This is a genomic window from Kitasatospora sp. NPDC051702 (assembly GCF_040681575.1).
In the GTDB taxonomy this organism is placed as follows: Bacteria; Actinomycetota; Actinomycetes; order Streptomycetales; family Streptomycetaceae; genus Kitasatospora.
In genome coordinates, this window is the sequence record NZ_JBFAZB010000014.1 from 110,177 (window position 1) to 123,566 (window position 13,390).

The 13,390-nt window shown below is 75.7% G+C and carries 12 protein-coding genes; 3 read left to right on the plus strand and 9 right to left on the minus strand.

Annotated features, from left to right (window positions below; all coding sequences use genetic code 11):
• Window positions 1–3: 3 nt before the first annotated feature.
• The 9 genes from hypA to AB0N04_RS15010 form a co-directional block, all read right to left on the minus strand.
• Entirely contained in the window at window positions 4–381 is a 378-nt protein-coding gene (gene hypA, locus AB0N04_RS14970) for a hydrogenase maturation nickel metallochaperone HypA (RefSeq protein ID WP_360219968.1), read from the minus strand.
• 321 nt (window positions 382–702) lie between these two features.
• Window positions 703–1,209: a hydrogenase maturation protease gene (locus AB0N04_RS14975; protein WP_360219965.1), complete on the minus strand. Its 507-nt coding sequence runs from the start codon at window positions 1,207–1,209 to the stop codon at window positions 703–705.
• Window positions 1,206–2,597 (minus strand): hypothetical protein, encoded by a 1,392-nt coding sequence (locus AB0N04_RS14980; RefSeq protein WP_360219962.1) that lies wholly within the window; start codon window positions 2,595–2,597, stop codon window positions 1,206–1,208. The genes AB0N04_RS14975 and AB0N04_RS14980 overlap by 4 nt, the downstream gene beginning before the upstream one ends.
• Complete coding sequence (locus AB0N04_RS14985) at window positions 2,594–3,259, minus strand: DUF6084 family protein (RefSeq protein ID WP_360219959.1); 666 nt, start codon at window positions 3,257–3,259, stop codon at window positions 2,594–2,596. Before AB0N04_RS14985 ends, AB0N04_RS14980 begins: the two co-directional genes overlap by 4 nt.
• Complete coding sequence (locus tag AB0N04_RS14990; protein WP_360219956.1) at window positions 3,256–3,903, minus strand: DUF5947 family protein; 648 nt, start codon at window positions 3,901–3,903, stop codon at window positions 3,256–3,258. Before AB0N04_RS14990 ends, AB0N04_RS14985 begins: the two co-directional genes overlap by 4 nt.
• Entirely contained in the window at window positions 3,900–4,367 is a 468-nt protein-coding gene (locus AB0N04_RS14995; RefSeq protein ID WP_360219953.1) for a thioredoxin, read from the minus strand. The genes AB0N04_RS14990 and AB0N04_RS14995 overlap by 4 nt, the downstream gene beginning before the upstream one ends.
• Window positions 4,364–6,148 carry a nickel-dependent hydrogenase large subunit gene (locus AB0N04_RS15000; RefSeq protein WP_360219950.1) on the minus strand — a complete coding sequence of 595 codons (1,785 nt, stop codon included), beginning with the start codon at window positions 6,146–6,148 and terminating at the stop codon, window positions 4,364–4,366. The genes AB0N04_RS14995 and AB0N04_RS15000 overlap by 4 nt, the downstream gene beginning before the upstream one ends.
• 85 nt (window positions 6,149–6,233) lie before the next feature.
• A complete protein-coding gene (locus AB0N04_RS15005; RefSeq protein ID WP_360219947.1) occupies window positions 6,234–7,280 on the minus strand; it encodes a hydrogenase expression protein HypE in 1,047 nt (348 codons plus the stop codon).
• Window positions 7,281–7,413: 133 nt separating this feature from the next.
• The gene (locus tag AB0N04_RS15010) at window positions 7,414–9,108 is read right to left on the minus strand and encodes a hydrogenase maturation protein (protein ID WP_360219944.1); all 1,695 of its coding nucleotides are present in this window, start codon (window positions 9,106–9,108) and stop codon (window positions 7,414–7,416) included.
• 181 nt (window positions 9,109–9,289) lie between these two features.
• Here AB0N04_RS15010 and AB0N04_RS15015 point away from each other — a divergent pair, with 181 nt between their 5' ends.
• From AB0N04_RS15015 to AB0N04_RS15025, 3 genes are all read left to right on the plus strand, one after another.
• Window positions 9,290–12,424, plus strand: coding sequence for an AAA family ATPase (locus AB0N04_RS15015; protein WP_360219941.1), 3,135 nt, complete (start codon window positions 9,290–9,292; stop codon window positions 12,422–12,424).
• A gap of 123 nt (window positions 12,425–12,547) precedes the next feature.
• Entirely contained in the window at window positions 12,548–12,943 is a 396-nt protein-coding gene (locus AB0N04_RS15020) for a hypothetical protein (protein WP_360219939.1), read from the plus strand.
• The gene (locus tag AB0N04_RS15025) at window positions 12,940–13,350 is read left to right on the plus strand and encodes a hypothetical protein (RefSeq protein ID WP_360219937.1); all 411 of its coding nucleotides are present in this window, start codon (window positions 12,940–12,942) and stop codon (window positions 13,348–13,350) included. Before AB0N04_RS15020 ends, AB0N04_RS15025 begins: the two co-directional genes overlap by 4 nt.
• The last annotated feature ends 40 nt before the right edge of the window (window positions 13,351–13,390 follow it).

Genomic DNA, 13,390 nt, shown 5'->3' on the forward strand with positions numbered 1-13,390 from the left:
GGCTCAGCCTTTCTGATCGGCCTGGACGCCGGGGCGCTCGGCCCACTCGACGTCGAGGATCTGCAGCTCGCGCCCGGTCAGCAGCTCGACGCTGCCGCCGGCGCAGCTCGGGCAGCCGAGGTCCGGCGGCATGCCGACGGGCCACTCGACCGCGCAGGGCGTGCAGCGGGCGCGGGCCGCCACGGACTCGGTCTGCAGCACGGCGCCCGCCACCAGCGTTCCGGCGCAGGCCAGTTCGAAGCAGAAGTCGAGCGCCTGCGGGACGACGCCGGCCAGTTCGCCGACCTGCAGCCGCACCCGCGCCACGCCGGGCGCCCCGTGGTCGCGCGCGGCCGCGTCCACCTGTTCGACGACGGCGGCGGCGATCGACATCTCGTGCATGGGTCCCTTCCCACGGCCGGTGGCGGCGCGCGCCGACGGGCGACGGCCCCGGCACGACGACGGGCCCCATGACAGGGCTGCGACGACGGGCCCCATTACAGGGCGCGGTGGCGGTCCCGGCCCGAAGCCGCGCCGCCACCGCGCCCGGGGCTGCACCGTTCGCAGCAATCCGCGCCCGGCGCCCGCCCGCCGGAGCCCGTCCGGCAGGACCTGCCGGCGGGTGCTACATCCGCGAGATGCGCAGGTAGCGCTTGAGGTCGGGCAGGCTCTGCCAGACCAGCACGCCGATGCCGGCCAGCAGGCCCGCGCAGAACAGTCTTCTCAGCATGGTGTCGTCTCCCTCTCCGGTTGCGTGGCCTCGTCCAGGACCCGCAGGATCACGTGGACCGCCTCCTCGACGGCGGCGGTGACGGGGGCGCTCAGCCCGATGCCCTCCTCGAGCGACGCCGGCTCGCAGCCGACCACCAGCACCCGCCCGGGCGGTTCGCCACCGGTGCCGGCGGCGAGGGTGGCCAGCAGGCCGAGCACGGCGTCCGGCCCCATCCGGTGCCCGTCCAGGACCGGCACCTCCAGCGGCTCGGCGGCCGCCTCGATGAGGTAGACGGTGCCCGGCGGGCCGCCCCGGCAGGTGGCGTCGACCAGCACCGCGGTGCGGTACCCGTCCAGCAGCCGGTACGCCAGGTCGACCCCGCGCACGCCGACGTCGACCACCTCGACGCCCGGCGGCACCGGGTGGGCGGCGAGCCGGCGGACGGCCTCCACCCCGAACCCGTCGTCGCCGAGGAAGACGTTGCCCACGCCGGCGACCAGCACCGTCGCGCCGCTCACGGCTCCACCACCGGGGCGGGGCCGTCCAGCGGGGTGACCTCGTCGGGCTGGAAGTAGCGGAACCGCCCCTGCGCGCGCCACAGGTCCGCGCCCGGGTCGTCGTCCACCGTGACGGCCAGGTGCACCGAGCCGTCGACGTCGTGCAGCACGGCCTCCACGACGGCGCTGCGCCCGTGCAGGAAGAGGTCCTGGGCGTCGGTGCGCCGCCGCCCGGGCCGCAGCACCACCCGGCTGCCGGCGCCGACCGGCGTGCCGTCGACCATGACGCGGTCCTGCTCGGGGTCGACGTGCGGGTCGTTGCCCGGGTCCCACCAGGGCTGCTCGCCCGCGGCGGATCCGCCGGTGACCTCGCGCAGCCCGCGCACGGCGCCGTGCAGCCGCTCCAGCACCTCGGGCGGCATGGACTCCGCCAGGTCGATCACGGCGCCGGCCCGCTCGTCGGTACCCCGCGCCTCGCGCTTCTCCTGGTCGGTGAGGGCCGCGGTCCGCAGGGCCAGGATCTCGTCGATCTCGGTGGCGTCGTAGAGGGTGCCGAGGCTCTCCGGGGCGATCTGCGGGTGGTCCTCGAGGATGATCGGCGAGGAGAGCAGCACCCGGCGCCCGCCGTCCGGCCCGGCCAGCACCGGCCAGGTGTGCTCGTTGCGGCACTTCTCGACGGCCGGGCGGGCCCACTCGGGCGGGTCGGTGACGGACAGGAAGCTGCCGTGCTCCAGCCCGAGCAGCAGGTGCGCGGAGACCAGCGAGCGGGGCAGCGCCTCCTCGCGGTCGGCGCCGCGGGGCGGCGTCCAGTCGGAGGTGTTCTCCACCACGACGGTCAGCCGCAGCGCCCGGAACGGCCCGGGCAGCTCCTCGGCGGTCACCCGGAGCAGGCCGTCGACCTGTTCGCGGCGGCGGGCCAGCCGGCCGACGGCGGTGCCGTTCTCGCGCACCAGCTCCAGTGCCGCGGTGGCCGGCAGCCGGAACGGTCGCATCACCCCCTGCCCGGTCAACTCCTTGACTTTGAGGAGGAGTTCGACCTTCTCCTCGACGCCCTCGTCCCACGGGACGAGCACCCGGTCGGCCAGTTCCAGGCGTTCCACCGGCTCGAAGCCGCCGATGGCGGCGGTCTGTTCGACGGTGCGGCGCTGGGCCCGCAGGAAGCGCAGTTCGACCGCCAGCCGGTCGTCGTCGCCGCGCGGCTCCAGCAGGCACTCGGTGCGCTGGTGGGAGTGCTCGCCGCCGCGCGCGCCGTACTCGGGCGGGACGAGCACGCCGAACTGCCAGCGCAGTCGGTTCTTGGCGGCCGAGGCGCGGTACGGGTAGAGCACGTAGCCCTCGAGCAGCACCGCGTCGGCGATCTGCCGGGCGGTCGCGAAGCCCTGCTCGATCCCGCTCGGGAAGGCGCTCACCGGACTCCCTCCTTCACGATGTCGTCGACGGTCGTCCCCCCGGCCGCGGTGAGCAGCTCGCGCACCGTCGCCTCCCAGGAGGGCAGGGCCCGTCGGGAGCGGTACGCGAGGAGGGCGTCCATCAGGTCGTTCGGCAGCCGCAGCCAGCCGCAGCCGGGGAAGTGCTGGTCGACGGCCTCGCGCCAGACCCGCACCGGCATCCGGACGGAGGCCTCCCGGTCCCAGGGCACCGGGGTGACCTGGAAGCCGCCGGGGCCGCTGAAGGCGGTGCCGGAGAAGAGCAGCAGCAGCGGCACCTCGCCGCCGTCCAGGGCCCGGAAGTAGCGGGCGGAGGCGACCTCCAGGTCGTAGCTGCACGGGACGGGCAGGTCGACCTCGGTCTCCTCGGTGAAGCCGGGGACCATCAGCGGCACGGTGGCGAGCTGGATCGGGTTGAGCGTGGTCGCCCAGCGCTCCCGCTCGCCGAACAGGTCGGCCAGTCGCTCGCCCTCCGCCTCGCCGTACGGCCGGCGCCCGGGTTCGATGCGCAGCTGGCAGCGCAGCGCGAGGGCGTGCACCCGGGTGCCGGGGGCGGCGGTGATCCGCAGCCGGAACACCAGGGTCGGCACGGCCGCGTACGGGTCGGAGCGCACCGCGGTGCAGCCGAAACCGAGGGCGCTCACGCCGTCACCTCCGCGGGCAGCGGGCGGGCCCGGGCGGCCAGCCGCGCGAAGAAGGCGTCGAGTTCGGCGCGGGCCTCCGGTCCGCCGTCGAAGCCGTGCCAGCACCGGCGCAGCCGGCCGACGAGCTCGTAGCAGGCGTCGATCGGCACCAGGAGGCAGCTGACCCGGTCGGCCTCGCGGTGCAGCAGCAGCGCCTCGACGTCCGGTGCCAGGGCGGCCGCCAGCCGGCTGCTGCCGAGGGCGGCGCTCCAGGCCTCCTCGGTCAGTTCGCTCTCGGTGGCGCCGGCCGGCCCGGGGTAGCAGGCGACCGGCCGGCCCAGCGCGGTGTTGCGGAACAGGAACGCGGTGCCGACCGGGATCCCCAGCGCCGTCCAGGCCCGCTCGTCCAGCCGGGTGTCCGGGTCGCTGAGGTGGCGGTCCGGCACCGCGAGGTAGCGCCCGGCGGCGGCGCCCGGCTGCTGGAACAGCAGGCCGCAGGCGGTGCAGGCGCAGGTCAGCGCGCGCTGTTCGGTGTCCACCAGGTGGCGGTGGCCGGGTGGCAGGCCCTGGCCGCAGAACCCGCACCGCTCGGGCAGCGGCGGGGCCGGCTCGCGCAGCCGGCGCAGCAGGGCGCTGCCGGCCCGGGGCAGCGGACGGCCGGTCATCGGGCCTCCGCGGCCAGGGGCGGCCGCGTGCCGATCTGCAGCAGCTGCGGGGCCCGTTCCAGCTCCAGGGACGTCACCTCGGGGGCGTGGCAGGCGAGCGCGGCCTCCACCTCCGCCTCGCCGCAACCGCAGCCGGAGGCGGTCCGGCGCAGCCGCAGCGTGCCGGCGGCCGGCTCGAACCCGAGCACCTCGAGGGGTTCGGGCAGGGAGTCGAGCGCCCGGCGGATCCGGGTGTCCACGTCCTCGGGGTGCAGCTCGTGCAGGATCAGCAGCCCGGCCACCGCCGGGTCGTCCAGCAGCCGGGACAGGGCGGGCGGGGGCAGTTCGGGGACGAGCCGGGCCAGGCCCTCGCCGTAGAACTCCATCAGCTCGCGGACCAGCTGCTCGCCCGCCTGTTCGGCGCCGCTGCCGGCCAGTGCGTCCAGGGCCTCCTGGATCCGCAGCCCGGTCTGCTCGGCCGTCACGCGGTCAGCCCGCTCAGGCCGCTGGGCACGTGCATGGTCTGCAGGGTGCGCCCGTTGCCGACGTACATGTGCACGCCGCAGGGCAGACAGGGGTCGAAGCTGCGCACGGCGCGCATGATGTCGATGCCCTTGAAGTTCTCCGGGCTGTTCTCCTCGAAGATCGGGGTGTTCTGCACCGCGTCCTCGTACGGGCCGGGGGTGCCGAAGCTGTCGCGGACGCTGGCGTTCCACGGGGTCGGCGGGTAGGGGTGGTAGTTGGCGATCTTGCCGTCGCGGATCACCATGTGGTGCGAGAGCACGCCGCGCACGGCCTCGGTGAAGCCGCAGCCGATCGACTCGTCCGGCACCTCGAAGCGCTCCCAGGTCTGGCTGCGTCCGGCCCGGACCTCGGCCAGCGCCTTCTCGGTGAAGTGCAGGGCGGCGGCGGCCGCGTAGGCCTGGAAGTAGGTGCGGGCGCGGTTGCGCTCGATGGCGTTGCTCCACTGCGGGATCTTCCACTCGAAGGTGGTCTCCGGCTTGGTCATGGAGCGGGGGAGGTTGATCACCACGCTGTGCCCGGTGGCCTTGACGTAGCCGATGTCGACCAGGCCGGAGAGCGCGGTGGACCACAGCCGGGCGATCGGGCCGCCGCCGGTGTCCAGGGCGAGGTAGTCGGTGCCGTCGAACCAGCGGGGGGACATCACCCAGCTGTACTTGTCGTCGAAGTTCCGCTTCTGCGGCTGGGGGATGGTGTGCTGGTTCCACGGGTGCCGGGGGTCGACCGGGTTGCCCAGCGGGTCGTGGGTGACGAAGAGCTCCTTGCCCTGCCAGTCCTCGTAGTAGGAGCTGCCGAGCAGGATCCGGATGCCGAGGTTGATCTGGGTCAGGTCGTTGGTGACGAGCTTGCCGTCGACGACCACGCCGGGGGTGACGAACATCCGGCGCCCCCAGTCCGTCATGTTCCGGTACGTGAAGTCGCAGTGGTCCGGGTCGTTGAGGCTGCCCCAGCAGCCGAGCAGGACCCGCCGCCGGCCGACCTCCTCGTAGCCGGGCAGCGCCTGGTAGAAGAAGTCGAAGAGGTCGTCGTGCAGCGGCACGACCTTCTTCATGAACTCCACGTAGCGCATCAGCCGGGTGAGGTAGTCGGTGAACAGCTGCACCGTCGCCACCGTGCCGACGCCGCCCGGGTAGAGCGTGGAGGGGTGCACGTGGCGGCCCTCCATCAGGCAGAACATCTCCCGGGTGTACCGGCTGACCTGCAGCGCCTCGCGGTAGAACTCGCCCTCGATCGGGTTGAGCGAGCGCATGATGTCGGCGATGGTCTTGTACCCGTGGTCGCCGGCGTGCGGCGCCTCGGTGCGTTCGGCGAGCTCCAGGACGCCGGGGTTGGTCTCGCGGACCATCTTCTCGCAGTAGTCGACCCCGACCAGGTTCTCCTGGAAGATGTTGTGGTCGAACATGTACTCGGCGGCCTCGCCGAGGTTGATGATCCACTCGCCGAGGTGCGGGGGCTTCACGCCGTACGCCATGTTCTGGGCGTAGACCGAGCAGGTGGCGTGGTTGTCGCCGCAGATCCCGCAGATCCGGCTGGTGATGAAGTGCGCGTCGCGCGGGTCCTTGCCGCGCATGAAGACGCTGTAGCCGCGGAAGACGGAGGAGGTGCTGTAGCACTCCGCGACCCGCTTCTGCTTGAAGTCGATCTTGGTGTGGATGCCCAGGCTGCCCACGATCCGGGTGATCGGGTCCCAGGACATCTCGGTCAGGCCGCTGCCGTCGCCGGCCGCCTTGGTCGTCGGTGCCATCGTGTGTGTGGTGCCCTTCTCTGCGAGCGGGGGAGGTGGTCGGCGGCGACGGGCCGCACGCCCGCGGGCGTGCGGCCCCCGGGCGTCACCAGGGCGGTCGGTAACCGGTGGTCAGCCGATTGCCCCGGTGCCGCCACTTCGGCTCCTTGTCGACGGTCTTCTGGGTGATCTCGCGCAGCCGGCGGATGACGGCCCCGTAGGCGGAGCTGGCGCCGGTGGAGACCCGCGAACCGGGCGGCGGGTCCATGAACGGCATGAACTTGTCCGGGAAGCCCGGCATCGTGCAGGCGATGCAGATGCCGCCCACGTTGGGGCAGCCGCCCACGCCGTTGATCCAGCCGCGCTTGGCGACGTTGCACTTGACGACCGGGCCCCAGCAGCCGAGCCGCACCAGGCACTCGGGCGTGCCGTAGTCGGTGGCGAACTGGCCCTGCTCGTAGTAGCCGCCGCGGTCGCAGCCCTCGTGGACGGTGGCGCCGAACAGCCAGGTCGGCCGCAGCTTGTCGTCCAGCGGGATCATCGGCGCGGAGCCGGCCAGCTGGTACAGCAGGTAGGTGAGCGTCTCGGAGAAGTTGTCGGGCTGGATCGGACAGCCCGGCACGCAGACGATCGGCAGACCGGCCTTGGACTTCCAGTCCCAGCCGAGGTAGTCCGGCACGCCCATGGCGCCGGTCGGGTTGCCGGCCATCGCGTGGATGCCGCCGTACGTGGCGCAGGTGCCGATCGCCACCACGCCGGTCGCCTTGGGGGCGAGGCGGTCCAGCCACTCACTGGTGGTGATGGGCTGGCCGGTCGCGGGGTCGTCGCCGAACCCGCACCAGTATCCCTCCTTCTTGATCTTCTCGTTGGGGATCGACCCCTCGACGACCAGGACGAACGGGTCCAGCTCGCCGCGGTCGGCCTTGAAGAACCACTCGACGAAGTTGTCGGCGCCCTGGACGGGGCCGCACTCGAAGTCGATCAGCGGCCAGTGCACCGCGATCCTGGGCAGGCCGGGGAGCGCGCCGGTGACGATCTCCTCGATGCTCGGCTGCATCGCGGCGGTCAGCGAGACGGAGTCGCCGTCACAGCTGAGACCGGCGTTGATCCAGAGAATGTGCACCACGTCGGTGTCGGTACTTGCAGCACCCATGAGGATGCCTCCTCGGGGATGGGAGCCGGAGGAAATGGCTCGAAGCCAGTCATAGCAACGGTTCGCGGCGCCCGCCGGTCCGCACGGCCGGGAGGGGCGCCCCGCGGGCGCAAGCCGGCCGGGGCCGTTCGGGTCACCGTGGCGCCGCGGACCGGGCCGTCGCGGGCCGCTTGCGGACGAACGCGGACCGCAGCGCGTGGTACGGCTCTTCGGGGGAGAAGAACTGCTGCCGCATCACCGCCAGCTCCTCCTCCCGGTACGCGGCGAGCGGCCTGGCCAGCTCGTCGCGCTCGCGGGCGGCCTTCTTGGCGGCGATCCGCTGCTGGGCGGTCGGCGAGGCCGCGAGCAGCCCCGCCAGCCGGGCCGCGGCCGGCCCGAACTCCTGCGGCCCGCAGGGCAGCACCCGGTCGACCAGGCCGATCCGCTGCGCCGTCGCCGACGACACCGGCAGCGCCTGCGCCGTGAGCCGCTCCGCCTCGGCCGCCCCGACCCGGCGCGGCAGCGAGTACGTCCAGTACTCCGAGCCGTACAGGCCCATCAGCCGGTAGTGCGGGTTGAGCACCGCGCCCCGGCGGCACCAGACCTCGTCCGCGGCGAGCGCCAGCATCACCCCGCCGGCCGCCGCGTTCCCGCCCAGCGCCGCGACCACCAGCCGGTCGGTGGTGGTGAGCACCTCGGCGACGAGGTCGTCCATCGCCGTGATGTTCGCCCAGGACTCGCCCGCCGGATCCGGCGCTGCCTCGATCACGTTCAGGTGGATGCCGTTGGAGAAGAAGTCCCGCCCGCCGCCGAGAACCACGACCGAGGTCGGCCGGCCCAGCGCGAAGCGGTAGGCCGACAGCAGCCGCCGGCACTGCTCCGTGGACATCGCGCCGCCCGGGAAGGAGAACTGCAGGAAGCCGACCGGGCCCTCCTCGCGGTAGCGGACGTCCGCCCACTCCGGGCGCCCGTCCTCCGCCGGCATCAGCGCCGCCGAGAACTCCGGCACCCGGGGCAGCAACGGGCCCAGCGCCGTGACCGCCGGCAGCCGGAAGGTCTCCGGGCCGCCGGGGGCGCGGCGCCGGCGCAGCTCGGGGATCCACACCGCGCCGTCCGAGGTCGCCCGGCAGACCGCGCCGTCCCGGGTGGCCAGCACGTCACCCGGGCGGCCGCGCAGGCCCGGCTCGGAGTGCCCGCCGTGCAGGTACCACTCGCCGCCGCAGAACGCGTCCAGCACACCGGGCTGGGAGTCGGCCGCGTGCAGGCGGCGCAGCACCTCCTCGGTGGAGTGGCCGGCCCAGTCGATCCGCCGCTCCTCCTGGCGCAGGAACGGGCGGGTGCGCACCGCCACCCGCCAGTCCGGGCCGTGCTGCGGACGCGGCGCGTAGTCGCCGGAGGCGAGGCGCTCGACGGCGAGCAGGACCGCGCGCACGGCCGCGTCGGAGACCTCGTTGCGGTAGAGGTCGCCCTTGCCGAGACCGGGCACGAGGCGGCACGGGGCCCAGGCCCAGACCGGCCCGGCGTCCATCTCCTCCTCCGCCTGCAACACCGTCACGCCCCACTCGGTGACGCCCTCCTGGACGGCCCGGTCGAGCGAGGAGGGGCCGCGGTCGCCCGGCGGACCGGGATGGACCACCAGGCAGGGCACCGCCGACCAGACGTCCCGGGGGATCGCGCTGCGCAGCATCGGCGCCAGCACGCAGTCCGGCTCCAGACGGCGCACGTCCTCCCGCAGCGCGGCGTCGTCCCCGGCCAGCCGGACCTCCACGGTGTGCCGCAGGTCGCGCAGCTCGGCGTGAACCCGCTGGCTGAGGCTGTTGAACGCGCTGGCGAGGAGCAGGATCCGCATGCCGGCCTCCGGCGGTGTGGGCGTCCGGGAACCCGGCGATCATCACCCCGCCACCGGCGCCCCCCGGACCCACCCGCCCCGCCGCGCCGTCCGTTCACCCGGCCGGACGCCCGACTCACCGGCCGGCCCGGCGGAGCGGTGGCTACCCTCGAAGCGGAGGACCGAGCAGACGGGTGGTGCCGTGGCCGCGAGTTACCCGTTCGTGGGGCGCGAGGACGTGCTGGGGGAGCTCCGCGACGCGCTGACGCGGGCCGCGGCCGGCCGCGGCGGGCTGGTCGTCCTGACCGGGGCGGCCGGCGCCGGGAAGACCCGGACCGCCGAGGAGGCCACCGGGCACGCCGAGGGCTTCCGGGTGCTCTGGACGTGGTGCCCGCCCGACACCGCCGGTCGCGCCTTCCGGCCCTGGTCGCGGGTGGTGGGCGAGCTGGCCGCCGACGACGTGGGGTGCGGGCGCCTCACGGCCGCCTCGCCACCCCTGCGGGCCCTGCAGGCCGGCGCCGCACCGGAGGACCCGGCGGGGGCCCCGCCCGCCACCGATCCGGAGGCGGCCCGGCTGCGGCTCGCCGGGGACCTCGCCCGGCTGCTGGCGACGGCCGCCCGGAGCCGGCCACTGCTGCTGGTCCTCGACGACGTGCACGCGGCCGACGCCTCCTCGCTGCGCCTGCTGCTGGACGTGGCCGACGCGGCGCGCACCGCCCCGCTCCTGCTGCTCACCACCGCCCGTGACGACGACCCGGCCTGGCAGGACCGCGGCTGGGCGCGCGCCCAGCTGCTGCGCCGCGGACGCAGCCTGGCGCTGGGGCCGCTGCGCGAGGCGGACGTGGCCGGCCTGGTCGAGGCCGCCACGGGCCGCCCACCCGCCCCCGGGGCGCTGCGGGAGCTCGTCCGGCGCACCGGTGGTGAGGCCTTCTTCGTCACGGAGCTCGTGCGCGCCCGTGGCCCCGGAGCCGCCGGGGGCCCGGACGACCGGTCCGCCCCCGGGCCGCCCGTGGTCGGCGTGCGGATCGCCGTCGAGGCCCGGATCGCCGAGCTGTCGCCGCCCGCCGCCCGGCTGCTCCGGCTCGCCTCCGTGCTCGGCAGCCCGTTCCGGCTGGACGTGCTGGCCGAGGCCGCCGCGGTGCCGCTCGCGGCGGTGCGGGCCGCCCTCGACGAGGCCGCCGGGGCCGGTCTGCTGGCCGAGCTCACGGCCGACGGCGGCACCTTCCGGCACGACCTGCTGCGCGAGGCCGTGTACGGCACGCTGAGCCCCGGCGAGCGCACCACCCTGCACGCCGCGGTGGGCGCCGTCCTCGCCGGGCACTGCCGGCGGGGCAGGGACACCGGGCCGGCCGAGGCCGCGCACCACCTGCGGCTGGCCGGCCCCGGACACGCGGCCGAGGCGGCCCGGTACGCGCGGTCGGCCGCCGAGCAGGCCGAGGCCCTGGGCGCCTACGAGGAGGCGGCCCGCTGGTACCGGGCCGCCGCCGGGGCCGCGGACGGCGCGGAGCTCGTCGAGGTGCTGCTCGGGCTCGGCGGGGCCGAACTGGGCAGCGGGGAGCCGGCGGCCGCCCGCGCCGCACTGCTGCGGGCCGCCGCGCTCGCCGGCCCGGCCGGCCGCCCCGACCTGCTGGCCCGGGCGGCCCTCGGGCTCGGCACCGGCCCGGTCGGCTTCGAGGTCGACCTCGCCGACCAGGAGCAGCAGGAGCTGCTCGCCGAGGCCCGCACCGCCCTCGCGGCCCGTCCCGACCAGGAAGGCCTGCGCGCCTGCGTCACCGCCCGGCTCTCCCTCGCCACCGCCCTGGTCGAACCGGAGCAGCACCGGCTCGCCCTCGCCGAGGAGGCCGTCCGCACCGCCCGCCGGCTCGACGACCCCGCCGTCCTCGGGCCCGCGCTCGCCGCCCGCTGCGACGCCGCGCCCGGGCCCGACCGCTGCCGGGACCGGATCGACTGGTCCGCCGGGATCGTCGCCGCCGCCCGGGCCCGCCACGACCCGGTGCTGGAACTCCTCGGCCGCCGGCTGCGGCTGGTCGCCCTGATGGAGACCGGCGACTTCGCCGCGGCCGACACCGAGGCCGACCGGTTCGACTCCGTCGTGCGCCCGCTGCACCGCCCGCTGTACGCCTGGTACGTGCCGCTGTGGCGCGGCGCCCGGGCCCTGATGGAGGGCCGGTACGCGGACTGCGCCGCCGCCGTCGAGGAGGTGGCGGAGCTGGGGCGACGGGCCGGCAGCGGCAACGCCGCGCTGCTCGCCGCCACCCAGCGCTGGTGCCTGGCCGCCCAGGGCGGCGACCTCGACGCACTGCGTGGCAGCCGCGCGGACGCCACCGTGCTGGAGCAGCACTCCGGCGTCTGGCCCCGCGTCACCCTCGCCCTGATCGCCGCCCAGCTCGGCGACCCGGAGGAGGCCGGGCGCCGGCTGACGGCGGTCGCCCCCCGGATCGGCGGGGCGCCCCGGGACAGCGAGTGGCTGCCGATGCTGGGCCAGGCCGCCGAGACCGTCGGCCTCATCGGCGGGCACCCGGCGGCGGACACCCTGTACCGGCTGCTCGCCCCGTACGCCGAGCTGTTCGCGGTGGAGGGCATCGGCGCGGCCGTCCGCGGTCCCGTCCACCGCCACCTGGCGCTGCTCGCGGCGGCCGGCGGCGACGCCGCCCGGGCCCGCTCGCACCGGGAACGGGCGCTGCGGGCGGCCGGGGCGGCGGGCGCGGTGGCACTGGCGGAGCGGATCGCCGAGGAGACCGGGCGCGGGCCCGCCGCGCTCCCGCCCCCGGCCGGCCGGGACGGCGCGGTCTTCCGGCGCGAGGGCCCGCTCTGGCACCTGGCCTACGCCGGCCGTGACACCCGCCTGCCCGACAGCAAGGGCCTGCACGACCTCGCCGTCCTGCTCGCCCGGCCCGGTACGCCCGTGCCCGCCGTGGAACTGGCCGCCCCTCCCGCCGCCGCCCCCGGGCCGGCCGAGGGCCTGCACCCCGAGGGCGACACGGGCGAACTCCTCGACGCCACCGCCCGCTCCGCCTACCGGCGCCGCCTGCAGGAGCTGGCGGCCGAGGCCGAGGAGGCCGACGCCGCGGCCGACCCGGACCGCTCCGAGCGGATCGCCGTCGAGCGCGACGCGCTGGTCGCCCAGCTCTCGGCCGCCTACGGGCTCGGCGGCCGGGTCCGCCGGACCGGCTCGCCCGCCGAGCGCGCCCGCACCGCCGTCACCGCCCGGATCCGTGCCGCCGTCCGCCGGATCGCCGCCGACCACCCCGAACTGGGCCGGCACCTGGACACCGCCGTGCGCACCGGCACGCTCTGCGTCTACGCCCCGGAGGACCCGCCCGACTGGCGGCTGTGACCGCGCACCGGCCGGAGCGTGCCGGAACACCGGCGTGCACCACCGCCGTGCCGCCGTGGCGCACACCGTGCCGTCCGATCTCACGCCTGTCGGTCGAAGGCGCCGTACGACGGATGTACGGCCGTGAGACCGAGGCAGGACACCATGCCGCGCACCAGCAAGACCGAGGCCGAGCTCCGGGTCGACGAGCCGGTCATCGAGGGCCGCTACGCCGAGATCGGCCCGTACACCGTCGGCTACGAGACCGTGAAGCAGGACCTGGACCCGGCGCCGCTCTTCCGTGGCCTGCCCGACGACCGCTGCCAGTGCCCGCACTGGGGCCAGGTGCTCACCGGCCGGATCGTGTTCCGCTACGCGGACCACGACGAGGTCTTCCGCGCCGGGGACAGCTACTACGGCGCCCCCGGCCACCTCCCGCTGCTGTTCGCCGGCACCGAGACCGTCGAGTTCAGCCCCACCGCCGAGCTCGGCCGCACGATGGCCGTCATCGGCCGCAACCTGGAGGAGGCGGCGGCATGACCACCGACCAGGCCCGCGCCGAGGAACTGGCCGGCCTCTTCGTCCGGTTCCTGGAGACCAACACCGCGCCCGACGGCCTCTTCACCGACGACGTCCTCGTCGACCTCAGCCTGCCGCAGTGGCGGCTGCAGGCCTCCGGCCCGGACGCGCTGGTCGCCCTGCGCCGGCGCAGCCACCCCGCCCTCGGCCGCGTCCCGCGCCACCGCGTCGACGCGACCGGGACCGGGCTGGTGGTGGAGTTCGAGGAGCGCTGGACGGACGACCAGGGCCACTGGTACTGCCGGGAGATGATGCGCGCCGACGTCCGCGACGGCCGGATCGACGAGCTCTCCGTCTACTGCACCGGCGACTGGGCCCCGGACGTCCAGTCCGCGCACGCCCGCGAGGTGACCCTGCTGCGGCCGTGAACCGGAAACCGGGCCCACCGCCCCGCCCGGACGTGAGAGC

Coding starts and splice junctions, on each gene's coding strand:
- AB0N04_RS15010 (WP_360219944.1), bottom strand. CDS start 9,108: ATGCGGATCCTGCTCCTCGCCAGCGCGTTCAACAGCCTCAGCCAGCGG.
- AB0N04_RS15005 (WP_360219947.1), bottom strand. CDS start 7,280: ATGGGTGCTGCAAGTACCGACACCGACGTGGTGCACATTCTCTGGATC.
- hypA (WP_360219968.1), bottom strand. CDS start 381: ATGCACGAGATGTCGATCGCCGCCGCCGTCGTCGAACAGGTGGACGCG.
- AB0N04_RS15000 (WP_360219950.1), bottom strand. CDS start 6,148: ATGGCACCGACGACCAAGGCGGCCGGCGACGGCAGCGGCCTGACCGAG.
- AB0N04_RS14990 (WP_360219956.1), bottom strand. CDS start 3,903: ATGACCGGCCGTCCGCTGCCCCGGGCCGGCAGCGCCCTGCTGCGCCGG.
- AB0N04_RS15025 (WP_360219937.1), top strand. CDS start 12,940: ATGACCACCGACCAGGCCCGCGCCGAGGAACTGGCCGGCCTCTTCGTC.